Genomic DNA, 24873 nt, shown 5'->3' with positions numbered 1-24873 from the left:
ATAATATGTTTAGATCCAATCATTCTTCATCTTCTCCCGAAGGTTGAAATTCGGCAACAGGTGTCTCAAAAGTCTGATGACACTGCTGGCAAGTATATTCCCAATGATTGTCCCCCGGAGGCGCCGCTGCCAGCATGGAAAGTACAGCTGCGCCAACAGCACGCAGTTTGTGTCCTTTTCTCAATACGAATTTAATATCGGACGAACCGCAATAAGGACAGAGCGTCAGTTCTTCGGGCCAGCTTTGGTTCTGCCTCAGCACCTGAACGGCTTTCTCATAATCTTCATCCGCTACCAGAATATCCACTCCCGCAATACTGCTCACGCAACTTTTATACAAAGTAGAAAAGTTCTCATTATGCAGAATAGATTCAATGCCCTCATTCTCCAGCGCCCCTTGAAGGATATGCGCCTTCATCGCGTCATTACAGGTAATCAATTTTACGGTTTTCATACTTAACCAGATTTTATTATTCCCACAAAAATAGAACATAAAATTGAAATGTGAAACTATTTTCCATTAACTTTGCAGTCGCTAAACTACAAATAACATGAAAAGACTACTGTCGCTTCTGCTGTTTTGCAACATAACCATATCCTTCCTTCTGGCACAGCCTGTCCACCAAGTGAAGGGAACAGTCATTGATAAATCCAGCCGTCAGCCATTGGAATTTATCAATGTAATGATTGTCGGACTCAATAAAGGCGGAGTGACGAATGCCGAAGGTAAGTTCTCGATCGGGCAAGTACCGCCCGGCATCTATCGCCTGCAAGCGTCCGCTATCGGATACAAAACTGTCACTACCCCCGAATACATACTTTCGACCAGAGACCTACATATACAAATAGAGATGGAAGAGAATCAGACGGAACTGGAAGGAGTGACCGTCACCGCCTCCCCTTTCCGCCGGGACATTGAAAGTCCGGTCAGCCTGCGCATCATCGGACTGCAGGAAATAGAAAAAAGTCCGGGAGCCAACCGGGACATCTCACGCATCGTACAGTCTTATCCGGGAGTTGCCTTCTCACCGATAGGATACCGTAACGACTTGATCGTACGCGGCGGATCGCCTTCCGAAAACCGCTTTTACCTGGACGGAGTAGAGATCCCTAATATCAACCATTTCAGCACACAGGGAGCATCGGGCGGTCCGGTAGGTATCCTTAATGCCGACCTGATACGGGAAGTGAACTTCTATACCGGAGCCTTCCCGACAGACAAAGGAAATGCGCTCAGTTCCGTGCTCGACTTCAAATTGCGCGACGGGGACATGGAACGCAATTCCCTGAAAGCTACTCTCGGAGCTTCCGAAGTCTCCCTTGCCTCCAACGGACATTTGGGCAAAAAGACTTCCTATCTGGTTTCCGTCCGTCAGTCCTACCTGCAATTCTTGTTTGATATGCTCGGCTTGCCCTTTCTGCCGACTTTTACGGATGCGCAGTTCAAGCTGAAAACAAGGTTTGACGCCCGGAATGAATTGACTGTACTAGGGCTGGGCGGCATTGATAAGATGAAACTAAACACCAAAGCCGACGATGAAGACAACGAATACATCCTCAGTTACCTGCCTAAGATTCAGCAGGAGACGTTCACTCTCGGAGCCGTATACCGGCACTATGCGGGGGCGCACGTGCAGTCGGTCGTTGCCAGTCACAGTTATCTGAACAACCGGAACACCAAATATCAGCAGAACGATGAAAGCGATCCGGAGCATCTGATGCTCCGCCTCCGTTCTACGGAACAAAATACTCAGCTCCGTCTTGAGAACAGTTCGTCTTTCCGCAACTGGAAAGTCACCGTCGGAACCAGTCTGGACTATAGCCAGTATAGCAACACCACCTTTCAGAAGGTATACACCGACCGTGCGCAGACGTTCGACTACCATACCTATCTGGGCATCATGCGTTGGGGACTTTTCGGAACAGTCAATTACACCTCCATAGACGAGCGTTTTACGGCTTCTCTGGGACTGCGTGCCGATGCCAACAACTACTCGGCAGCCATGAAAGACCTGTCCGACCAGCTCTCTCCCCGCCTGTCACTCTCCTATCAACTGACGGAGCACTGGTCGCTGAGCGGAAACGCAGGACTCTATTATCAACTGCCTCCCTACACCGCTCTCGGCTTTAAAAACAATAACGGACTCTATGCCAACAAGTATGCGCTCCGCTATATGCAAGTCAGCCAGGGTAGCATAGGACTGAACTGGAGAAAGGGCGATACCTTCGAAGTATCCGTCGAAGGATTCTATAAAGATTATGACAAAATTCCTCTTTCCGTAGCCGACGGCATTCCGTTGACCTGCAAAGGAAACGATTACGGAGTGATTGGCAATGAGCTGCTTACTTCCACCGCACAGGGACGGTCTTACGGAGCAGAACTTCTCCTTAAATGGCTGGTCGCCAAGAAACTGAATCTCGCCTCATCTTTCACGCTCTTTAAAAGCGAATATCGTACTGATAAGGAAAGCGAATACATCGCTTCCGCATGGGACAACCGCTTTATTTTCAACTTGCGGGGAACTTACAATCTCCCCCGGCACTGGAGCGTCGGAATGAAAGTCAGCTGTATAGGCGGTGCCCCCTATACTCCTTATGATGCCGACAAGTCATCTCTGGTAACAGCCTGGAATGCGCAGGGAAAACCGTATTACGACTATACCCGATACAATGAAGAACGACTCCCGGCCTTCACTCAGGTAGATATCCGCATAGACAAAACATTCTATCTGAAGCGCTGTATGCTGGGTTTCTACATCGATCTGCAGAATATCGCGGGCAGCAAGCTGAAACAGGCAGATGTATTAATGAGCACCGGAGTAATCAAGAATCCGGACGCACCGATAGCCGAACAACGGTATGTCATGAAGTCCCTCAAGCAAGAAAGCGGTACACTGCTGCCGACTTTGGGAATCACGTTTGAATACTAACACTATATTATATAATAACAAACTAAAAATTCACTATGATGAAAAAACAAATTGCATTAGTAGCCCTGTTATTTTTGGGCATGAGTTGTTTTAACGCTTCAGCACAATTCAAGAAATTCAATTTAGGCAAAGCTATTCAAGCAGGAAAAGATGCCGCACAAGCACTCTCTCTATCTGACGCTGACATTGCTGCTATGAGCAAGGAGTATATGGAATGGATGGACAAGCATAACCCACTGACCAAACCGGACAGCGAATACGGAAAACGCCTGGAAAGACTGACCGGAAACATCAAAGAAGTAGATGGTATGAAAGTTAACTTTGGCGTATATGAAGTAGTGGACGTTAACGCTTTCGCCTGTGGTGACGGCAGCGTGCGTATCTGTGCCGGACTGATGGACGTCATGACTGACGAAGAAGTAATGGCAGTAATCGGTCATGAGATCGGTCATGTCATCCATACCGACTCTAAAGACGCAATGAAGAATGCATATTTCCGTTCGGCTGTAAAGAATGCGGCAGGAGCAGCCAGCAGCCAGGTCGCCAAACTGACTGACTCTGAACTGGGAGCAATGGCAGAAGCACTTGCCGGCGCACAATACTCACAGAAACAAGAGTACGAAGCAGATGCCTACGGCGTAGAGTTCTGCGTAAAAAACAACATCGACCCTTATGGTATGTACAAATCACTGAATAAGCTTCTCGAATTGTCCAATGGGGCTCCCGCATCTTCCTACATGCAGAGAATGTTTTCTTCACACCCCGACACTGCCAAACGTGTAGCCCGTGCTAAAGAACTGGCTGATAAATACAAACAATAAAAAAGACTCAAGATCAGAAATAACAAAAGAACATATTCCGAGAGCATTTACTTTGCAACCTCGGAATATGTTCTTTTGTTCTTAAGCCCCCTCATTTCAAAGAATACATCACCATTCCGCACCAATTGTTTATTAAAAAATCATTAATATACAGCACATATTTGCATGATGTCGTGATTTCATGTAATTTCACGGCAATAATCATTTAAATCCATTTATGGAATTTCTTATCATACTTCTCTTACTTGTACTGAATGGCATCTTTGCCATGTACGAAATTGCGCTGGTATCATCCAGCAAAGCACGTCTCGAAACTCTCGCCGGAAAAGGCAACAAATCTGCACGTGGAGTACTGAAACAACTGGAAGAACCCGAAAAGTTCTTGTCCACCATTCAAATCGGTATTACCCTGATCGGTATCGTATCCGGTGCCTATGGTGGTGTCGCTATCGCAGACGACCTTGTTCCGCTCTTCTCCCTCATACCGGGAGCGGAAGCCTATGCACGTAATCTGGCCATGATCACCACTGTGGTAATCATTACCTATCTCTCTCTTATCATCGGAGAGCTGGTTCCCAAGTCCATTGCCCTCAGCAATCCGGAACGATACGCAACCTTGTTCAGCCCGATTATGATTTTATTGACGAAAGTCTCCTATCCGTTCGTCTGGCTGCTCAGTATCTCCACCCGCCTGCTGAACAGAATCATCGGCGTAAAAAACGAAGAACGCCCGATGACACAGGAAGAGATCAAAATGATTCTCCACCAAAGCTCCGAACAGGGAGTGATCGACAAGGAAGAGACGGAAATGCTGCGTGATGTGTTCCGTTTCTCGGACAAACGTGCCAATGAACTGATGACGCACCGCAGAGACCTTGTCATCTTCCATCCCGACGATACAAAAGACAAGGTGATGAAGACAATCGAAGAAGAACACTACAGCAAATATCTGTTGGTGGACGAGCGGAAAGACGAGATTATCGGTGTGGTATCCGTCAAAGATATTATTCTGATGGTAGGCAATAAAAAGGAGTTCAATCTGCGCGAAATAGCCCGCCCGGCTCTGTTTATCCCCGAAAGTTTATATGCAAATAAAATTTTAGAGCTGTTCAAGAAGAACAAAAACAAGTTCGGAGTTGTTGTTAACGAGTATGGTAGTACAGAAGGTATCATTACCCTGCACGACCTTACCGAAAGCATCTTCGGAGATATCCTTGAAGAAGACGATACGGAAGAGGAAGATATCGTCAGAAGACAGGATGGTTCGATGTTGGTGGAAGCCTCGATGAACATCAAGGACTTTATGGAAGAGATGGGAATCTTATCTTATGAAGACCTGGAGGACGAAGACTTCACAACCCTCGGAGGATTGGCAATGTTCCTGCTGGGCGGTATCCCGAAAGCCGGAGATATCTTCACCTACAAGAACCTGCAATTCGAAGTAGTGGATATGGACCGTGGACGGGTAGACAAACTGCTGGTCATCAAACGGGACGAAGAATAAAGAAAAAATAACCCGAGCAGTAAGCTCACTATATTTATATTAACTTAAAGCACTTAACGATGAAAAAAGTAATTATGTTAGCAGCAGTCGTAGCTGCTTTGGCATCTTGCCAGTCAAAAGCCAACAAAGCCGCAGAGGCAGAAGCAGACAGTCTTTCTATAGAAATGGCTCCGATCACAGAAGTGACCGAAGTTTATGAAGGTACACTCCCTGCTGCCGACGGTCCGGGTATCGACTACGTATTGACCCTGAACGCTGCAACTGACGGTGTAGATACCACGTATACACTGGATATGACTTACCTCGATGCAGAAGGTCAGGGTAAGAACAAAACCTTCTCTTCTAAAGGAAAACAACAGACTATCCAAAAAGTAGTGAACAAAAAACCTACCAAAGCTGTTAAGTTAACTCCGAATGATGGTGAGGCTCCAATGTACTTCGTGATTGTAAATGACACTACCCTGCGTCTGGTGAACGATAGCCTGCAAGAAGCTGTCAGCGATCTGAATTATGACATCATCAAGGTAAAGAAATAATAACCTAAACCCTAACCAGTAAAAAGAAAGAGGATGTGTTGAAACCCTCATAAATTAAATATCATCCTCGCTACGACCATCTGTGGCGAGGATGATTTCGTTAAAAGGGAAGTCTGACACATCCCCTTTTTTATTTCTGTCCCAATACTCCTTCCCCCTTCTGCAGACGTTTCAGACGAAGCAATGCCTCTATATAATAATAGTCTGCATAGATAATAGAAGCGTCTATCTCCGAATGAGCCGGCCAATGGCCTGTGCTATGGAGCAGGAAAGCCGGATTGCTTTTACCGCTCTGATAATTGTCGGAACTCAGGCTTGTCAGCATTTCGATAGCGGCATCCTTGTAGTGTTTGCCTTTTCCATTGGGAAGATAGGCAGACAGTTCGAGCAGCGCGGAAGCTACTACGGCAGCCGCCGAAGCATCACGCGGAGCATCGGGTATGCCCGGAGCACTGAAATCCCAATAAGGCACTTTGTCTTCGGGCAAGCGTTCCAGATAGACATCGGCTACTTTCTGTACAAAGTCAAGGTATTTTGGGTCTTTCGTTTCACGATAGACTACGGTGTAACCATAAATAGCCCACGCTTGTCCACGTGCCCACATTGTGCTGTCCGCATATCCTTGGTGAGTCACTCCTTTAATCAGGTTACCTGTGATAGTATCGTATACCGCTACATGATATGAGGTATAGTCCGGACGGAACTGACACTTCATAGTCTTGTCGGCATGAGATACAGCGATGTCGTATAAGTAAGGATTACCACCGTTCTTTGCTGCCCAGAAAAGCATCTCAAGATTGATCATATTGTCCATGATGGTATTGTGGGGCCAGTTGCGGGGTTCTACTTCCCGTGGCCAGGACAGCATCGTGCCGACTACCGGATTAAACAAAGTAGCCAATGAATCGGCTGTGTCTAGAATCACTTGTTTGTAAGCGGGGTTCTTGGTCAGGCGATATCCGTTGCCGTAGCTGCAAAAGACCAGGAAGCCCAGATCATGATCATAAGCCGGAATGCGGGAAAGGAACTCTAAGGATGCCGTAAACTTTTCGGCTTCTTCCAGTATATGCTTGTCTTGTGTGTACTCATAATCATACCACAATACTCCCGGCCAGAAACCGGCACACCATTCTTCCTTCGTTGCTTTCCGACAGTTCCAATGATGTTCGTCTGCCATGACATTACGTGGCATCATTGTATAGTCTATACCCGAGTCTCCTTTCAGTTCTACCAGTGAACGTTGGGTCTGTTCCGCGCAATAATCCAGAGCTTTATTCACATCCAACGTACCGGAAGTCCGATGGGCACATGCACAAAAGCCTAGTACTACAACCAACCCTGCTACAATCTTCTTCATTTTTTCGTTCTATATCTTCGTGTTAGTTTCTTATTTTTTATTCTCACTTATTCTTTCTTATCATTTAGTTACCCGGAACCAGTCTACATCCGCCCATCCGCGATTTCCGTCATTAGGAGTGACGCAGAATAAACCGACTTTCGCTCCTATCCACTTTCCCTGCCGGGCAGTAAAAGGTTCTCCCGCTGCTGTATACTTCTTTCCATCGAGACTATAGGCAAAGGTGCAAACGGCTCCCTTGGCAACCTTTACCCGTAAGTAAACGGTCTTCCACTCATTATCAGCCACTCCCGGCATTTTCAGATATTCCACCGGAAAACTCGCCAGTTCCTTCACTTGTTCGGGGTGCTGTTGTTCCGCATCTTTGCATACGACTTGTTGCAGGATAAACTTGTCGCCGGCTTTACGGACAGACAAATAACTATAATCCCATCCCATTACTATCATTCCGGCTTGCTCTCCATCCTGCTTGGCGGTAAACGTCAGCTTGGTAGTAGCCGTAAACTCTTCAGCGGGAAACTTTTGCAGCAACAGATTAGGCACTTCCCAAAAGTTCACGAACTCCTTGGAAAGGCTGCCTGCATAGAGCCGGATATATCCCAAATCAGTCGTAAATCCGTAGGTATCCTGTTTGTTGGCATGCCACTGCCACTGTAATCCCAAGTGCCTTGTATCGAACTCGTCACTTTCCGGAGGAGTAGCTACCGGATACGTCTTTCCGACATTCGGCTTTTTATAGGTGGTGACAGGTTCTCCGCAACCGTCTTTGTCTTTATCCACTCCGATCACAGGCCAGTCATTCACCCATTTCATCGGATTGAGATGGATGACACGTCCGTAAGCCCCTTGATCCTGAAAATGGACGAACCACGATTCTCCTGTATTTGTATCTACCCAGCCTCCCTGATGCGGACCGTTGATAGTGGTCTTCCCCTGCGCCATCACAATCTTTGATTCATAGGGACCATAGATATTCTTTGAACGAAGCACCAGCAGCCAACCGGTAGCTACTCCGCCTGCCGGAGCAAAAATATAATAGTAACCATTCCGTTTATAGAGCTTCGGTCCCTCTACCGTATGGTTCTTTCCGTCATTTCCGTCGAACACCAGTACCGGATCGGAGATCACTTCCGTTCCTTCCGCATTCAATTCGCAGATTACCAGAATGCTGTTCACTCCGCTGCGACTGCCGGCATAAGCATGTATCAGATATACTTTTCCGTCCTCGTCCCAAAGTGGTGTCGGATCGATCATTCCTTTTCCGGCTTTCACCAATACGGGTTTGCTCCATGCTCCTTTCGGATCTCTAGTCTTTATCATGTAAATTCCATAATCCGGATCGCCCCAATAAATATAAAATTCTCCCTTATGAAAGCGGATAGCAGGAGCCCATACACCTTTCCCATGCTGCGCTTTATCGAAAAACTCTTTGGGTTCCTGTACCGGCAGCGCATAATTCACCAGCGACCAGTTTACCAGATCACGGGAATGAAGTATAGGAAGTCCCGGTATGCAATTAAAACTGGAAGCCGTCATATAGAAATCATCTCCTGCCGCACATACGTCCGGATCGGAATAGTCGGCATATAGAACAGGGTTCTGATAAGTACCATCGCCTTTATCAGCCACCCAGGTCCGGGATATTTCCTGTGCACTCGCCCAAGTACAGCAAGCCATCATTCCTGCTATAAACAGAATCTTTTTACGCATATAACCTTACTAATCAATTCATTCAAACATACTAACCGTTATTCCTAAAAACAGGTTCTTTTTACCTTATATTAAAACCAATCTTTTAAAAACTGAATCCTTTATCTCTTTTCAACAATCTTATTACTGACCTATTTGCTTATATATACGAAGGGGATCAGGTAAATACCTAATCCCCTCGCAAAAATATTCCAAAATGTATCGTCATTCCCGGTAATACATCAATGTGCCGAAACCTAACTGATCAAATCCACCGCTATTCGGTCCATAGTTTCCACCACCTCCATCGGGGCGCATTTGCTCTGCCCACTTCCCGCTGTAAATGGAAGATATACCTTTTGCCTTGCAATATCCATAGAACAGTTCCCATGCCGGTCTTTTCGTTCCGCGCTGGTCTGTAGATATAGTTGCATTGGTATAAGACGGATTTGAATAGGAAGTATAGGGGAAAGAATGGGAATCATATACAAAATCATCACCAACTAATGTTCCTTTATTGAAGGCTTCATCTTTGATCAGATTGTACTTGCCTACATACTCAGCCATTGCTACTGCCCTATAATTATCAAAAGCAAACAGGTCCTCACCGATACTATAAGCCATCTGACAGAATGCCCCCATCAATGACACACACAATGTCGCATGCCCTTGGTCACGTCCCGACTCTTCACACTGTCCCAAAATCTCATCAGAATCCGGGTCCTGATGCAAAAAAGGAACTGCATTTTTGATATTTCCAGCTTCTTTATATCTTCCTTCTTCATTCTTAAAATATACGATAGCTTGATTAATCAGCACATTATCATCACACAATATTCCAATGGAAAGAATAGATGTCATCTGAGCCAGATCCCAGTTTAGCCAGTAATGCATATTGCCCTGTCCGCCGTTATGATTCTTAAGGAACATATTGGAAACACTGTAAAACGTATCTTTCATCCAAGTCTTGAACTTCTCAAAATCATTCCTATCCCATCCATTGTAATCTCTGAGCAATTCCGCCGCATTTGCCCACTGATGTGCCTGAATAGGTATCAAATATAAATTAGGGTCTGGAATATTATTAGTATAACCTTCCATTCTCAATATACCCTTGCAGTTCGTAGCCCATGCATTAAACAGTTTTACAGCAGCATCTGCAAATACGGTATTTCCCGACAACTGATAGCGGAGTGCCAGTTGGTAAGCAGCCGCAGCATCATACATACACGATGTGTAATTAGAGTAATCCGGATATTTACCCGACCAATTATTCTTATCCATTCGTTTCAAATATCCATCAAGCAAAGCACTCGTTTTTTCTGCATAAGAACTTTGCGCATAATCGCTTGCTTCCAGTTGAGCGTAGGCTTCTTTCCAGGGCGATCGTGTCAGATTACTTTTTACGCGATCAATATCGGCCTGTGTATGAAGCATACAAGGATGCTTCAATGGCAAATAGTCTTTCTTAACCATATCTTCTTCAGGACTTTTCAAATCACTGAATTTACTGGTATCCCCATTGGGAATTTCACTACTGCAGGACATCATACCAAATGCTATCACAAAGCTAAAGAATAAGCTTATATATTTCGTTTTCATATTTCAGATTTATTTGTTATTTTCTTTTTCTACGTAAACTTTTAAATCTTCCAATGTCTTGAAAGTACGTACCCAATATACCTTATAAGAATAAGGTTGTACAGTAACGTCCGCTATCTTCAGCTGGAAAGTCGTCAACTTATCCGATGGAGCATCCGTTGGAAAATAGGGCTTAGCCTGCAAATCATAATATATAACCTGCGAATCTTCAGCCAAAACTCCGGTCGGATTGTTACCATAATCACCTTTGTTCGTATCCAACTTAAGACTTCCGTTACCCGGCACATCCATTCTAAAGGCAAGATAGCGGTAAGTTCCTATATTCAAGACAACCGGACGGTCATTAGAAGCCATCTTTAAGTCTGCCCTATATTTGCTGTTCGATTGCAGAGACATATTTACAGTCATACCTTCAGTATCAAAATTGACCGAAGCGGGCGTTTGTCCAAATCCCCATCCCAGTGCTTTCAGTTCATCCTGATTACGAACATAAGATAGTGACAATGAGACTACTCCTTCACCAACTACTTTGACAGCTATCGATGCTGATAGTCCGGACAATGGATCCTGAGCTATAATTTCGGCTTCGCCTGCACCCACAGCAGTTACCAAGCCATCAGCATCCACTGTGGCAACTCTGTCATTGGTAGTACTCCAGCTTAATAATCCAACCGATGCATCAATTGGTTCCAAAAGACAATTTATCAGAGTCTTATCTCCTATCATCATATCATATCCCGGTTCACTTAATGTGATTTTATCAATAGGAATCACTTCTTTTACTGTTACTACAGCCGTAGCAGTCAATTGACTACCATCTTGACTTGAAACTGAAATATTAGCTGTTCCAGGCTTTTTCCCCGTTATCGTACCATCGTCCGCTACCGTTGCAACTTCTTCATTATCACTTTTCCAATCAAACACATTATATCCGTCTGAAGGAGTCACATTGACAATCACTTTCTTATTTGTTCCTTCAAACAGTTCCACGTTTTCAAGCTCTATAGCTGTAGCCACCGGCATTACTTGGACTTCTATTGTTTTGAGAGTCTCAAAGGCGGTACTCTGAGACAAATTAATATATGCTTTTCCGATCATCTTAGCCGTAACCCTGCCGTCCTGCGAAACAGACACCACATTTTCGTCCGATGATGTTAAAGTAATCTCCGGATTCGTCACATTCTCCGGAACCGGCTTATAATCTAAAACAAAATCCATTCCTACAGCTAAAGGTAGTGATGAACCTACATTTACCTCTATATCATTCATTAGTTGCGCCTCATTCATAGCATCACCATATTCCTTATCGCCACATGAAGCTACTGACAGTAATAAGCTTAGCATCCCAAGACCTACTGACATCCATTTTACTGATAAGAAAGCTATATGTTTCATATTTTTTCTTTTTTATTATTCATATTCCATTATTCTCCCCAACCCGGATTTTGTCCCAAAGTCGGATTTAACTGTAACTGATCAGAAGGCAATGGGTACAAGTAATTCTTATCCGCCCACTGACGCCCAGTCTCTACAACAACACATCCTTCATCATTCAAACTAAAGGTTGTATTCCAGGACTCATATTCAGTCCCCTTCCATTTAATTCCCAACATAGTCTGCGGCATCTCGTTCTCTGCTGTTTTCCAACGTTTCAAATCATCAATGCGAAATCCTTCATTAAAGAGTTCGACAGTACGTTCCCTCCGTATTTCCGTTCTCATATCCAACCCATGTGCCTGTGTAAGCTCGTTAGTCAATGCCGGCATATTGGTATTTACACGTTGACGAACCAGATTCAAGGAAATATTCAAGTCTTCATTTTCAATTTTATCATCTCTCTCATATATGGCTTCTGCATAATTCAACAAGACTTCCGCATAACGGATAAGCGGGAAATCATATCCCTCTTGCGTATCGGGTACCACACGTTCAGCACTCCATTTTTGGTTGCCATAACATGTACCGGAAGCTGGATCATAAACTTTGGATGTTTTAAGATCCGTCTCATCCCACTGCCACGAAGTTCGGCCGAATTTATTCCCCCAATAGCGGGTACCCGGTTTCAGCAACGTATAACGCATACGATTATCGCGATTCAAAAATTCAGAGACCTTTTTATCATACTTCTGGAAGCGCCCCGATTTCTCAATAGGCAATCCATCATCACACAAATAAAGATTGGCAAACTTACGAGTGACCCATTGCACATTTGCCAGACATTCTTGCGTTATATTCTTACCGATTGAGGCCAATACCTGATCATGACGACGAGCAAAAATATACTCATGATTAGAAGACTTTTTAATACCTGCCGGATTTGACTTCTCATTTTCCAAAATGAACATATACTTCTGCGCACTGTCACCCAGTATTTTTGTCTCACTGTCTGTTCCAAACAATCGGAATGTGTATCCATATTTAGCATCAATCACAGTCCGTGCTGCTTTGGCAGCTATGTCCAACAGATTAGCGGAACGTTGCGTATTCTGATTACCATTACGCGACTTCTGCCATGTTCCTTCATAAAGAGCCACTCTTGAAAGGAAAGCCTGTGCACCTTCTTTAGAAATTCGTCCTTCCTCTTCGGTCGTAAGTTCTTTAAAAGCCGGTAAATTTTCAACGGCATGATTAAGATCATCGATAATAAGATCGACTACTTCGCTGCGGTCATTCCGTTTTACTTTCATCTCAGGGTCTGTAATGTCCAACGGCTTCTTGGTGATGATAACGTCTCCATACAATTGAAGTAAGTCAAAATAACTATAAGCACGGAAAAAATAAGCCTCTCCTATATATTGCTTTATATCTTCCGGCTTAGCATAAGCTTCAGCATTCTGCAACAATAAGTTCGTGCGCCGGATATGCTTGTAGTTATCCGTATAGTTGGCGTCCGAAGACGGAATTGAATTTATTCCTCGGCTAAATTCATTGTAGCTCTGATAAGTAATCAAATCCGAACGTTTGTCACTATGTGTTCCATCATATACGACAGAAGAAAAATCACGCGTCCAACTATAAAAGGTATTGGCAAACTGCTTATAATCATTGACAGAAGTCCACATATTCTTACCACCCAACTGATCCTGAGGTTCCAGATCCAAACAAGAGTGGAATGTCATTCCTAACACTATGGCAAGGAGAATTGTTATTTTTGATCGTTTCATACTATTCTATTTAAAAAGTTGCATTAACACCTACCGTGAAAGTTCTGTTAAAAGGATAACGTCCTAAATCTTTAGTTTTACGTGAAGCTTCCGGATCCCAGCCGTCTCTTAACTTACTATGTTCCCATAAATCAGCTCCTGTAAAGTATATCCGTAGTTTACTGATCGCATTTGTTTTGGCCAACCATGAAGCAGGTAACGTATATCCCAAAGTCAGATTCTTTAAACGGAGATAGGCTCCATTCTCTACAGACCAAGAAGAACACTGATAATTATAATTATTTATAGAACCAATGCTTGTATAAGAGGGATAATAGGCATTTCTGTTCTCCGGGTTCCATGTATTACCGATGGACTGGGTTGTAGTATTCAAGTAAATAGCACTCATCGGTACCCGCCATGTTTCATTTCCTTCACCACCACGGAAAACTGTTCTGCGCCCCACTCCCTGAAAAATAGCAGAGAGATCAAAGCCCTTCCATTCCAATCCGATGTTGATTGAATAAGAAAGTTTCGGATCATCCGTCCCTAAATATACATAATCATTCTGATCCAGTTTGCCATCACCGTTCACATCTTCGAACATGTGGTCTCCCAGACGAAGATTATCCTGCATTCCAATTCCATTGCCATCCAAATAGTAATATTTGTATTTTTCCAGTTCTTCTTGGGTCTGAATTTTACCGACATAGCGTAATCCAAAATATGAGTTCAACGGGTAACCTTGCTGCTTACCAACAAAACCTGATTTCAGAACGGAAGTTGCTCCCAAATCAATCAATTTATTAGTAGTATAAGTTATAGTCCCTCCAATATGATATTGTACAGGTCCTATTTTGTCCGACCACGTCATGTTTCCTTCCCATCCTTTAGCCTCAAACTTTCCAAGATTCATCGTTGGGGCATTATCTCCCAACACACCCGGATACTGGGCATCAATCAACATATTATTATTTTTCTTCATAAATAACTCTACAGTACCAGTCAGTCGGTTATTGAAGAATCCGAAGTCCAGCCCCAAGTTATAACTATGAATACGTTCCCAAGTACGGTCTGTAGTTACAATCTTCCCATTCGTATCAATAGTCGAAACTTTTCCAGAGCCAATATATGCTCCGCTAGACGAAGAAAAATTGTACAACTGAGTACCATCGTAACGATCTACGCCACTTTGATTGCCCAATACACCATAAGACAGTCTCAGCTTTAAGTTACTGACCAAAGAAGATAACGGCTGCATGAAGCTTTCCTCACTCAAACGCCATCCTCCAGATACTCCCCAAAAGAATTGCCAGCGATTTTCGGGACGGAACTTTGAAGAACCGTCATATCGCAGATTGCCTTCCACCAAATAACGTTGTTTATAATCATAGTTCAAACGTCCGAAATAGGACATCATTGCCTCATGCCATTTTGCAGGCTTACTGTCTCCATCTTTTATCAGAACTTCTCCGGCACCATTTGGTATCTCTAAAGACGGATTGATATCTTTTACAGATACAAAAGTATATTTATACTGTGTGTAATTATACTGTGTACCAGCCATTGCACTCAGATTATGTACTTCCGCCAATGTTTTGTGCCAATTCAGGTAACCGGAAACCATATAGTAGTCTGTTCTTGAAAAAGAATCAGAGTATTTACTCTTTTCCTGAGTAGGTTCTGTCGCCAACAATTTAGTGCCTGCATAATTATACCAATCAATAGATTTCTCTACTTTCTCACGTGTAGCGGTTGAAGTGTTATAGCCCACATTGACAACGGCATCCAGATCCGAATATATCTTCCAGTTCAACGATTCGCTGATATTGATAGCCGAAACCTTCAGTTTATTGTCTCCACCTTCCTCAGCCCACCAGTTCAATGCACGCCACGTTCCCCATCCATAGGGACGTCCGTCGATAGTAGAAGCAGGCAAACCCGGTTGTGGGGAAGACTGGGAAAGAACTTTCCCTATCATACTGGGAGATACTTGATCCTGACGGTTATAACCGATACTAGATGTCAACATCACAGCATCGGATAGCTTAAATTGGTTGTTCAAACGCATATTGTAACGTTGATTGTTATTATTTCCCCATTTCAAGGTACTGTTGTCATACATATATCCCAGTGACAAACGAAACAAGTTTTTCTCTGTACCTCCCGAGACACTGAGGTCATGTTGTGTAGACCATGAATTTCCCCATAAAATATCCTGCCAGTCATTATCCATAAAGACAAAGTCTTCCACATCCTTGAATCCTTCGGGAATCGGGTGTGCACTATGACTCAAATCAATGTACTGGTTCTTATACAATTTGGCTAGCCTGGCATAGCGAATCCAGTTTGAATCAGAATAGCCATCATTAGTCTGAGCAGTAATCACTGCATCCGCCCATTGATCCAACGACATCAATTCCGGTTGAAGCCCTACCACTTTTCCAGTAAAAGAACCATTATACTGGACAACAGTTTTACCCGCTTTTGCCTTCTTCGTTGTAATCAATACAACACCTCCCGCTGCTTTCGATCCATATATAGCAGCCGAAGCATCTTTCAGGAAGTTGATAGATTCAATGTCATCCGGATTCAAATTACGCATACCGTTGATACCGTCACTATATTCCACACCATCTACAATAATGAGTGGATCAGTAGAGTTGGATGAAGACGCTCCACGAAGTTTCATACCCCAACTCTCATCTCCAGGAGCTCCGGAATTACGAGTGATAAGTACTCCGGGCACAGTGCCCTGCATTGCCTGCAACGGGCTTGACATCGTACCTTTATTTTCCAGTTGTTTGGCTCCTACAACGGTTACAGCACCTGTTAAAGATTCCTTTCTCTGAGTACCATATCCTACAACCACCACTTCGTCCAGTACTTCAGTGTCTTCTTTCATTATAATCTTCCGCAATTTAGGATCGGAAGCCGGAAGTTCCATTGATTTAAAACCAATATACGAAATAACAATCACAGCATTCGGAGAACTTACATTTAAAGAGAAATTCCCATCAATATCAGAAATTACTCCATTCGTAGTTCCCTTCTCGAGTATACTTGCACCAATAACAGGTTCTCCCGTCGCATCCACAACCTGACCTTTGACTTGTTTTTGAGACTGTGCTATAGTCCTGCTATCATTAACATTTGCATAAGCCCATGTCCGGGAAGCCGGACACAGCATCAACATCAGTCCTAAAGCAACTATGACCGCCTTATTAGGTTGCGAATTAAAAATTAATCCTCTTCGTTTCATAACATTAAATTTGAGGTTTAAAAATAGTATTAAATTCTTGTTCTCTAAAATTTGTTGAGGCATAAAGATACCTCTCACTCAGTATTGATTCCTTTTCCATAAGCACCAAAGGTTGTTTATTATATGAATAATTTTATATACAGTTTCGGAAGAAGTCACGCATATCACGGCGTCCGAGAAAAAGATGGTTTTCCACTGTACGGCAACTCAATTCTAATTCGGAGGCTATCTCCGGAGAAGATTTATCCTCAAAACGATTTAACGTATAGATCAGCCGTCGCTGTTCGGGCATGGCTGCCAACCGTGTCCGTTCCATCGCCATCAAATCATCAGCAATGATTTTCTCTTCAGTATCATTGGAAGAAGTGACAGTAAAATCATAGAGGTAACTATCTATCTCCTGCTTTTTATAATAACGACGGATATAGTCGGTCACTAAATTGCGTGCGATCGTAAAAAGGAAGTATTTTACTGTATCCGGACGGAGCATCTGTTTGTAATCCATCAGACGCACAAATACATCTTGAGTTAAATCCTCCGCTTCATAACGGTGAGCAATCCGATAGGTAATATAGTTTAAGATTACCTGATGATATTCCTCGTAAGAACGGGTGATAATGTTGTCGGAAGTGTAAGCTGTTGTCTCCATAATACTATCTTTTTCGGTTTTGAACACGATGCAAATATAAAGGCAATTCCGGAGAATAATTTCAAAAAACAAGGGAGATGAATCTCAACGCATCTAGGTAGACTTTATTTTATTTAAGCAAATGAATTACAATCACTTACACACTTTTTAAACGGAGTCTCACTTTATAAAATGAGACTCCGTTTGGGCATAATAAGCAGACCGATGGTTCACATCTCATCAATTTGAGCAAAGTAACCTGGGAAATAAAAAGCCTTTGGTTATTGTCACTTATCACCTTGGCAGGACAAGTGTCTTATAATTAAAGCAGTAAGGGTGATAATAGATGGTGATAATAAGGTGATAATAGAATAGTTCTTGATTTCTATTATCACCTGTTTTTGACAAGCGATCTATTTATTCAATTGATTATCAGGTGTTAGACAGACTATTCAAGGGTAACGTCTACCAATGTTAAAAACACCATTTTTGCCATGAATGTACGTTGTTTACGCCCAATATTGTTCTATGTAAGCTGCATGTATTAAGACAAAGGCTGGGAAGCTTAACATACAAACAAGGCTTGACTAATATATTCAGGTGCTTTCATGTATTCATTTCACGTACGTGAACCGTTCAGCTCATGTACGTAAGCCCAATGAATCACGTACATGAACCGATGGAATCACATACGTGAAACGATCTCTTGTTACTGACCGAATACATTAATCTTACCTGCATAATATCTTAATGAAGGGAGCACATTTACTATTCGTCTTTAGCCGTTCCTCCGATACTGCGAATATACTCGTTCGGAGTAACTCCGGTACTTTTCTTGAATGAACGGAAGAAAGAAGCACGTGAACTGAAGCCGCATAGTTCGGCCAATGCTGTCAATGTATAACGGGAGTAATCATTATCCTCTACCATTTTCTTGAACTGGGCAACCCGATACTCATTTATAAAGTCATAGTATGACTGATTAAGATATTGATTGAGCAGATAGGACAAGGAATGGGAAGAAGTATGCAATGCGGCGGCAAGTTCTCCCATTTTCAAGTCGGGATTAATATAAGGTTTTTCTTTCTCCACATAAGCAACAAGCCTGTCATGAAGTTCTTTACATTCGGCTTCGCTCATACGGTTGGCCTTATATTTTTCTTCTGCAGGATGTGGTTCCACCGTCTTTTCTTCTTCCTCTTCTTCTTCGGATGAGATCTCGTGTACTTCCGTGACCAATGGAGCAGATTTCCGCACATAATATCTCACCAGAACAACGATCAGAATAATCGATATAGCGAGAATCACCCATCCCCACCAAGAAATCATCGGCTGCACAGTCACCTTATAAATGGCCATTGATTGTTCATTGCCCGGAATACGTACACAGAATGTGTATGTCCCGGAAGAAAGCCCATAATACGATACTTCACTCTGTGCTGTCAGCAACTTCCAGTCACTGTCCACTCCCTCCAGTTTATACTCATATAACAAGGCAGAAGGTAATCCATATGCAAAATCGGTAAAACAGAAAGTAAGATTGTTCTGATTATACTTCAAAGACGATTTATTGATAGAAACTCCATTAGCCAGAATATCCGTAAAAACAATCGGACGGACCTTTCCACGTACCTCATCTACCTGTTTCGGATCTACATAGATCAGCCCCTTGGTATTGCCAAACCACAACAGTCCTCTTTCATCTTTATAAGCCGCTCCGTTAGTGAAAGTCGGTCCCGGCACTCCGTCATTGAAGGTGAAGGAGTCATACTCTTCTCCTTCTTCCTTAATACGCAACAATCCATCGTTGCAGCCTACCCACAGCCAGCCTTGATTATCTTCTGTTATTGACATCAGCGAGTTATCGGGAAGCGTAGAAAGTACTGATTGATTGCGGAAATGGTCCATCGTTAAGGTAGAAGTAAACAGGCTGCCTTTCTCACGGATAAAGTAAAGGTTATGTTCTGCATCTTCATAAATAGTACGTACTTTATCTTTGTGTACAAATCCTTCCGGAAACACATTGGAACGAAGGCTTTGTGAGGCCGGATCATAGATGCACATACCGGTTTCTGTAGCAATCCACCCTTTTCCGGTAGAGTCAAAACTTACTTCATACACATTTCCTTCGGGCAACTGAGAGTTGGTGCTGGTGAAGTTTTTGATTTGCTTTGTCTGCCCGTTGTAACAGAATAGTCCCTGCGAGGTGCCAATCCAAAGATTTCCCCTGTTATCCGGTTTTACACAGAAGATATGTCCTTTCTGGAAGAGTTCCGTATCACCTTGTGTAAAGTATTTGAGAGATAACGTCTGCGGATTTAATACCATCATACCACCGCCATACGTACCGATATAATATTCACCTTCATAGAAGCAAATGGTAAGGATCAGATCGGACGTAAGAACCGGTTTCACGAAACTTTTCACTATGCCGGTAGCTTCGTTAATATAGAACAATCCGTCACGCGAACCAATCACTTTCTCCGGTCCCCGGTTTACGAACGAACGAATTGATAAATTGGCAGAGTTAAACTGAGGAAGATAAGCGTACGTACGGAACAGTCCGTTTTGATACAGTGAATAATCCAATCCGGCTTGGAAATGTCCTACCCAGACTGCACCCCTGTCATCCACCAGTAATGAGTAGATAGAATTACTGCGAATCCCTTCTTTATCATTCACATCATGGAAAAAGCGGCGAACCACTTTCCGGTCTTTGTGAGAAAGGAAATGAACCCCATTTCCATCTGTAGCGATGTACACCGTCTCCTTTCCATCACCGGAAATATCAGATATCACATCGCATCCCAAAGAAACCGTATGGGCAAATGTCTGTTTCGGGATATCGAAACAGACGACTCCCTGACTCATTGTACCCAGATACAGCGTTTCGCCTATGCGGGTCAGACAACGGAAATAATCGGCTTCGGGAACATTCTCTCTGAAATGCCAGGAATTAATCTGACCATCTTTCAGCGAATAAGAAAATAACCCTTGCACTGTTGCCAACCAAAGGACACTCTTATTCTCATTCAGGCAGAGGTCCATGATCCGGTTACAGGCTGCCAGCATATTTTTATCGGTCTGTACCTGAAGCAACTGACCGTCTTTCTGAATAAACAGTCCTCTCTCCGTACCTATATAAAGTACATCTCCATCTGCCAACAAAGCATTGACGGCACAGTCGATCTTCTCAGGAACGATTCTCTGCAATTCACTACCGGAGCGATTCAGCCGCCAGAGTCCGATTCCATTTCCGATCCATAGTTGCTTGTTATCGGTTTCTGTAATACAGTTCACCCGTTTCTTTCTTCCCGAATCTACTCCGCGGAATTCGAAATGCTTCACCTTCACACCGTCAAAACGGTCGAGGCCGTTGTCTGTCCCCAACCAGATGAAACCTTCCGAGTCTTTATAAATAGCATTCACCAACAAACCGGAAAGGCCGTCGGACATAACGACATTACGAAACATATAGGGTTGTGCCTGCAAGTTTTCCCCGCAAACCCAACACATTATTATAAGAACCAAATATTTAATCGTGCTTTTCACCTGCCAACGGGCTTTATCATATTAAACATGTGACAAACATACACAAAAATCTCCAAAAGAGAGCGGTTCCTTATCTAAAAAGTCGCCTCTCCATATTTGCTGATGCTAATAGACAAATACGAAGAGGCGGAAGTATTTACTCAATGCACCCGAATAATTTATTCGTGCCTGTTCATTAAATTAAATCAATCTTGTAAATCCCAATACACTACATAACGCTGGTGATGCAAATCATAAAGCGGACGGATCACATCTCCTTGCTCCGTAGTAAATTTCAAGTCTTTTCCCACACGGTGCAATGTTCGTTCGGGGTGTTTCACGTCTATTTTAAATGATGTACGCAGATCGACAGGAACATGAAAATTATAAGTATAATAATCGTTGTAAAGAGCAGGATCAGAGAAGGGAGCAGGTGCCTGCATTCCTTCCGTTCCCCGTTCTCCGGCAAGTACTAACGGTCCATACAGCAAAGCTACTTTATTCGGATTATCGGGAGTAGCTTCCAGTTCGATCTGCATGGGATAAGTGGCCGCAATACGGTCACCATCTTTCCATTCACGGGTAATAGCAATATAAGAACCCGGTTTCTGTTTCACTGACACCTTTTTACCATTCACAAGTACCTTCACATTTTTACTCCATGAGGGATATCTCAAATAAATAGTAGTATGCCTTGGCTTTTCTGCACGAAGAGTGAGCCGAGTAGTCTCTTCCTTCGGAAAATCGGTTTCCTGGAGAAGCGTCAGTCCTTTTTCTTTCCAAGTCACTTGGGAAGGAATAAACAGATTCACATAGATGCCTTTATCATTATGGTAATAGATGGCTTCTCCATATTTGGCATGATTCTCAAATCCACTGCCTACACAACACCAGAAAGAATTTTCTTTGGTGCTATACAGTTTATGAGAGCCGGAAAGTAACGGAAGGAAATAAGTTACCATCCCTGTTTCCGGGTCTTGCTGTCCAAGGATATGATTGTATAATGCTCTCTCGTAGTAATCGGCAATAGAAGAATCACCGGTCCAGCAGAAAAGATGGCGACTAAGTTTCAACATATTGTAGGTGCAACATGTTTCACCGGTATAACCAGTCAAGTGTTTAGAGCATTTCTTCGGGTCGAAAAAATGCTCTTTATCACTGCTGCATCCCGGAGCAAAGGTGTGATGGTCAATCATGGTATGCCAGAAAAACTCTGAAAGTTTTTTACTCGTCTCATTCTGTGTCAATTCATAGTTGCGAGCTTCTGCAATTACTTTCGGGATAAATGTATTTGTATGTTTGGTTCCCAAATCATCCCGAAGTTCTTTCAGTGGGTCGATCACGTCATTATGATAGAAATATTCCGCCAACCAACGATAACGCTCGTCGCCTGTGATGGCATATAAATTATAAAATGATTCGTTGATTCCCCCGAACTCATTACGTATCATTAACCGGCGTGTCTCTTCACTAAGCGGTTTCAGTTTGTTATAAGCCCAGTCGCCCATTTTGGTCACCACACTCAAAGCCTGCTGATTATCTGCATATAAGTATTGGTCTATCAGACCGGAATAAAGTTTATGCAAGGTATACCAAGGTGCCCAGACACTCTTTCCCTGAATATTGCGGTTGATCAGTTCTTCGGGATATGCGCTCAAATATCCTCCTTTAAGTGCATTCTGCACTTCGGTCAATCCATTTACAAGGCTATCTCCTTTAAGTTTGAAAATCTCACTTCCGGTAGCAGCGTACATCAATGCGTAAGCTGAAAGCAAATGTCCGGTAGTATGTCCGCGAAGTTCGCAGTCCAGAGATTCCCAGCCACCGAGTTTTTTTACAGTCATATAGCCGCCTTCACGACCTGCAAAGACACCGGCATTGGTCCGGAAGCTATGTAACAGACGATTCACATCAAGAGAAGTCATCCATGCCGAATCCCGCAACATATTATCACGAAAACGACTCGCTAAGAGGCGGACATCCTTTAAATCAAAACTCTGTACCCGAATTGGAGCCACTGTCTCTTTTTTCATTTTTCCCTGATGCTGACCGGGGTATACAGACTGGGCGGACATCATAGTCGACACTGCCAACCATGCTATTACAACTAGATTTTTCTTATTCATAATCATTCTTTGTATCCTTTTCAATAAGATACGAATAAGCGCTGTTCAACACTCAATACAATGAAATTAATTCTGATTGATCGTTCCGTAAGCTTTCGTTTTATTCCATATTATTGATAAATAAAGAAACTTCGTTCTATCGGCTCTGCTGTCTGTACCTTTCCCGCCAGCCCATATTGCCAGGCAACTACTGTCACCTTCAACGGATATTTACTGCGAGGAGGTATCGGAGTAAATACAAGTTTGTTTCCGTCGATTTCCGCAGGGCCTTCTTTCACATAATAATATACAGGCAGTCCGCAATCGGAAGTAGCCCGAAGAGTGACGGACTCCGTCCCTGCCTTCACATCCCCAATGCCTGGGAAAAGTATATACTGTCGTTTCCCCTCCGTGTTACGGTAAGGAATCCGGAAACTAAGTTCCTGCACTGTACTTTTATATTGATTATCACCGTCATGACTCGCCAAGAGGCAGATGTCTCCTGTGCGACGCTTATTATACATTCCCATGCGGTAGAAACGAACAGTAAAAGTAGTATCATTCACCTTCTGTACCGGTCCGCAGATGCGGGTTATTTCGGGAAAGGTCGATGAATGTTCGTCGGAGATGGTTGTATGCAGACTATCCGTAAATACAGCTTTCAGATGAAAAGTAAGTCCATCTTCCTCCGGCAGGAAACGGGCGGCAACTTTCACATGAGACTTCGGGTGATATGCAAGAAGGCTGTTCTCTTGTACAAAACCAAGATATTGCGGTTTTTTCCCTCTTTCCTGACGATAACGTTCTTCTGTCATGTCAGCCATCTCTTTATCGAAATACCAGAAGGCATCATGCGGATCGCCTTTGTATTGTTTGAAGGGAGCTGCTTTAGCACGTCTCTTTTGGTCAGGATGCCAACGCTCGGCAAGCCATCCGTTTTCCGGATTCAATTTCTTCAGCATCACGGGCTTATCTACATCATACGTTTCCGGCAATCGGTACTCCATGGCTTTCTTCAGAAACAATGCAAGGTATACTGCTGTACGGTCTGCAATATCAAAATGTCCGCGCCCAGTATCACAAAGAAACGAGATGCAACTCCGGGGATACATCAGGCGAAACGCCAATGCCGGATTTACGCGATCTTCCCACCATTCATATTCTCCTTCGATCATCAAGCCGGGAATGCCGTCAATAGTACGTTTCCCCCACTCCATGTTATCACGGCCATATCCGGTAAGATTAGTACGCGGTGCATCTCCATGAAAGGAAATGACAGCCAATGTCCGTTCGGGATTCCATGCTGCAAAATTCCAAGGATAAGTTGCCATCGCCGAATGTCCGAAAGGAACAATCGGAACGTATTTTAATTCATTGTAACCGCTGATAGCGGCAAAGTCCTCCAACATCTGCTCAAATGCCCTCTGACTTCCGGCAGATACATCCCATTTCTGGTCCCAGCCCGGAGTAATCCAGATCAAGCCCATACCTATTTCGGACATTTTCTCCCGAAACAGAAGATTCTCAAACAGGGTTTCCTCTGTCATATTGTGAGTACCTATCATCACACCTCTTACCTGGGCACAATCGGAAGGTATCCATAGGAATGCCTGTGGATGATCATCGGTTTCGTTAGAAATAATGCCGGGTATTTGTACAGACCACTGCCATTCCGCCGCTATACATTCCGGCCATAACATAAACACTAATATTCCAAATACTAAAAATCGAAGTAGTTTCATGTTCCATTCATTTATCGTTATTT

General features: G+C 43.4%; 15 protein-coding genes. 4 read left to right on the top strand and 11 right to left on the bottom strand.

What is annotated here, in order from left to right; all coding sequences use genetic code 11:
- Window positions 1-19: 19 nt before the first annotated feature.
- Window positions 20-454 (bottom strand): DUF2007 domain-containing protein, encoded by a 435-nt coding sequence (locus HMPREF9007_RS19190; protein ID WP_008760469.1) that lies wholly within the window; start codon window positions 452-454, stop codon window positions 20-22.
- 97 nt (window positions 455-551) lie between these two features.
- Here HMPREF9007_RS19190 and HMPREF9007_RS19195 point away from each other — a divergent pair, with 97 nt between their 5' ends.
- The 4 genes from HMPREF9007_RS19195 to HMPREF9007_RS19210 all read left to right on the top strand — a co-directional run bounded on the left by HMPREF9007_RS19195 (window position 552) and on the right by HMPREF9007_RS19210 (window position 5791).
- Window positions 552-2930: a TonB-dependent receptor gene (locus HMPREF9007_RS19195; RefSeq protein ID WP_008760468.1), complete on the top strand. Its 2379-nt coding sequence runs from the start codon at window positions 552-554 to the stop codon at window positions 2928-2930.
- A 38-nt stretch (window positions 2931-2968) separates the two neighbouring features.
- Window positions 2969-3751 (top strand): M48 family metallopeptidase, encoded by a 783-nt coding sequence (locus tag HMPREF9007_RS19200; protein ID WP_032813850.1) that lies wholly within the window; start codon window positions 2969-2971, stop codon window positions 3749-3751.
- Window positions 3752-3968: 217 nt separating this feature from the next.
- Entirely contained in the window at window positions 3969-5255 is a 1287-nt protein-coding gene (locus tag HMPREF9007_RS19205) for a hemolysin family protein (protein WP_008760466.1), read from the top strand.
- Window positions 5256-5314: 59 nt separating this feature from the next.
- A complete protein-coding gene (locus tag HMPREF9007_RS19210) occupies window positions 5315-5791 on the top strand; it encodes a copper resistance protein NlpE (protein ID WP_008760465.1) in 477 nt (158 codons plus the stop codon).
- Between the two features lie 130 nt (window positions 5792-5921).
- Here HMPREF9007_RS19210 and HMPREF9007_RS19215 read toward each other — a convergent pair whose 3' ends face one another.
- The 10 genes from HMPREF9007_RS19215 to HMPREF9007_RS19260 all read right to left on the bottom strand — a co-directional run bounded on the left by HMPREF9007_RS19215 (window position 5922) and on the right by HMPREF9007_RS19260 (window position 24850).
- On the bottom strand, window positions 5922-7148 hold the full coding sequence (locus tag HMPREF9007_RS19215; protein ID WP_008760464.1) for a glycoside hydrolase family 88 protein: 1227 nt from the start codon (window positions 7146-7148) through the stop codon (window positions 5922-5924).
- Window positions 7149-7208: 60 nt separating this feature from the next.
- Window positions 7209-8858: a glycoside hydrolase 43 family protein gene (locus HMPREF9007_RS19220; protein ID WP_008760463.1), complete on the bottom strand. Its 1650-nt coding sequence runs from the start codon at window positions 8856-8858 to the stop codon at window positions 7209-7211.
- Window positions 8859-9062: 204 nt separating this feature from the next.
- A complete protein-coding gene (locus tag HMPREF9007_RS19225) occupies window positions 9063-10439 on the bottom strand; it encodes an alginate lyase family protein (RefSeq protein ID WP_008760462.1) in 1377 nt (458 codons plus the stop codon).
- A 9-nt stretch (window positions 10440-10448) separates the two neighbouring features.
- Complete coding sequence (locus HMPREF9007_RS19230; RefSeq protein ID WP_008760461.1) at window positions 10449-11834, bottom strand: Ig-like domain-containing protein; 1386 nt, start codon at window positions 11832-11834, stop codon at window positions 10449-10451.
- Window positions 11835-11863: 29 nt separating this feature from the next.
- A complete protein-coding gene (locus HMPREF9007_RS19235; protein WP_008760460.1) occupies window positions 11864-13603 on the bottom strand; it encodes a RagB/SusD family nutrient uptake outer membrane protein in 1740 nt (579 codons plus the stop codon).
- Between the two features lie 10 nt (window positions 13604-13613).
- Entirely contained in the window at window positions 13614-16844 is a 3231-nt protein-coding gene (locus HMPREF9007_RS19240; protein WP_170848630.1) for a TonB-dependent receptor, read from the bottom strand.
- Between the two features lie 133 nt (window positions 16845-16977).
- Window positions 16978-17493 (bottom strand): RNA polymerase sigma-70 factor, encoded by a 516-nt coding sequence (locus HMPREF9007_RS19245; RefSeq protein ID WP_008766735.1) that lies wholly within the window; start codon window positions 17491-17493, stop codon window positions 16978-16980.
- A 747-nt stretch (window positions 17494-18240) separates the two neighbouring features.
- Window positions 18241-21024: a two-component regulator propeller domain-containing protein gene (locus HMPREF9007_RS19250; protein WP_008760457.1), complete on the bottom strand. Its 2784-nt coding sequence runs from the start codon at window positions 21022-21024 to the stop codon at window positions 18241-18243.
- A gap of 185 nt (window positions 21025-21209) precedes the next feature.
- Window positions 21210-23129 (bottom strand): glycoside hydrolase family 127 protein, encoded by a 1920-nt coding sequence (locus tag HMPREF9007_RS19255; RefSeq protein ID WP_032850230.1) that lies wholly within the window; start codon window positions 23127-23129, stop codon window positions 21210-21212.
- 110 nt (window positions 23130-23239) lie between these two features.
- A complete protein-coding gene (locus HMPREF9007_RS19260) occupies window positions 23240-24850 on the bottom strand; it encodes a hypothetical protein (protein ID WP_008760455.1) in 1611 nt (536 codons plus the stop codon).
- Window positions 24851-24873 lie beyond the last annotated feature (23 nt).

It is taken from the genome of Bacteroides sp. 1_1_14 (genome assembly GCF_000162515.1).
Classification (GTDB): domain Bacteria; phylum Bacteroidota; class Bacteroidia; order Bacteroidales; family Bacteroidaceae; genus Bacteroides; species Bacteroides thetaiotaomicron.
The sequence above is the reverse complement of the archived record's forward strand: the minus strand, read 5'-3'. Positions and strand labels throughout refer to the sequence as shown.

Coding starts and splice junctions, on each gene's coding strand:
- HMPREF9007_RS19190 (WP_008760469.1), bottom strand. CDS start 454: ATGAAAACCGTAAAATTGATTACCTGTAATGACGCGATGAAGGCGCAT.
- HMPREF9007_RS19195 (WP_008760468.1), top strand. CDS start 552: ATGAAAAGACTACTGTCGCTTCTGCTGTTTTGCAACATAACCATATCC.
- HMPREF9007_RS19200 (WP_032813850.1), top strand. CDS start 2,969: ATGAAAAAACAAATTGCATTAGTAGCCCTGTTATTTTTGGGCATGAGT.
- HMPREF9007_RS19205 (WP_008760466.1), top strand. CDS start 3,969: ATGGAATTTCTTATCATACTTCTCTTACTTGTACTGAATGGCATCTTT.
- HMPREF9007_RS19210 (WP_008760465.1), top strand. CDS start 5,315: ATGAAAAAAGTAATTATGTTAGCAGCAGTCGTAGCTGCTTTGGCATCT.
- HMPREF9007_RS19215 (WP_008760464.1), bottom strand. CDS start 7,148: ATGAAGAAGATTGTAGCAGGGTTGGTTGTAGTACTAGGCTTTTGTGCA.
- HMPREF9007_RS19220 (WP_008760463.1), bottom strand. CDS start 8,858: ATGCGTAAAAAGATTCTGTTTATAGCAGGAATGATGGCTTGCTGTACT.
- HMPREF9007_RS19225 (WP_008760462.1), bottom strand. CDS start 10,439: ATGAAAACGAAATATATAAGCTTATTCTTTAGCTTTGTGATAGCATTT.
- HMPREF9007_RS19230 (WP_008760461.1), bottom strand. CDS start 11,834: ATGAAACATATAGCTTTCTTATCAGTAAAATGGATGTCAGTAGGTCTT.
- HMPREF9007_RS19235 (WP_008760460.1), bottom strand. CDS start 13,603: ATGAAACGATCAAAAATAACAATTCTCCTTGCCATAGTGTTAGGAATG.
- HMPREF9007_RS19240 (WP_170848630.1), bottom strand. CDS start 16,844: ATGAAACGAAGAGGATTAATTTTTAATTCGCAACCTAATAAGGCGGTC.
- HMPREF9007_RS19245 (WP_008766735.1), bottom strand. CDS start 17,493: ATGGAGACAACAGCTTACACTTCCGACAACATTATCACCCGTTCTTAC.
- HMPREF9007_RS19255 (WP_032850230.1), bottom strand. CDS start 23,129: ATGAATAAGAAAAATCTAGTTGTAATAGCATGGTTGGCAGTGTCGACT.
- HMPREF9007_RS19260 (WP_008760455.1), bottom strand. CDS start 24,850: ATGAAACTACTTCGATTTTTAGTATTTGGAATATTAGTGTTTATGTTA.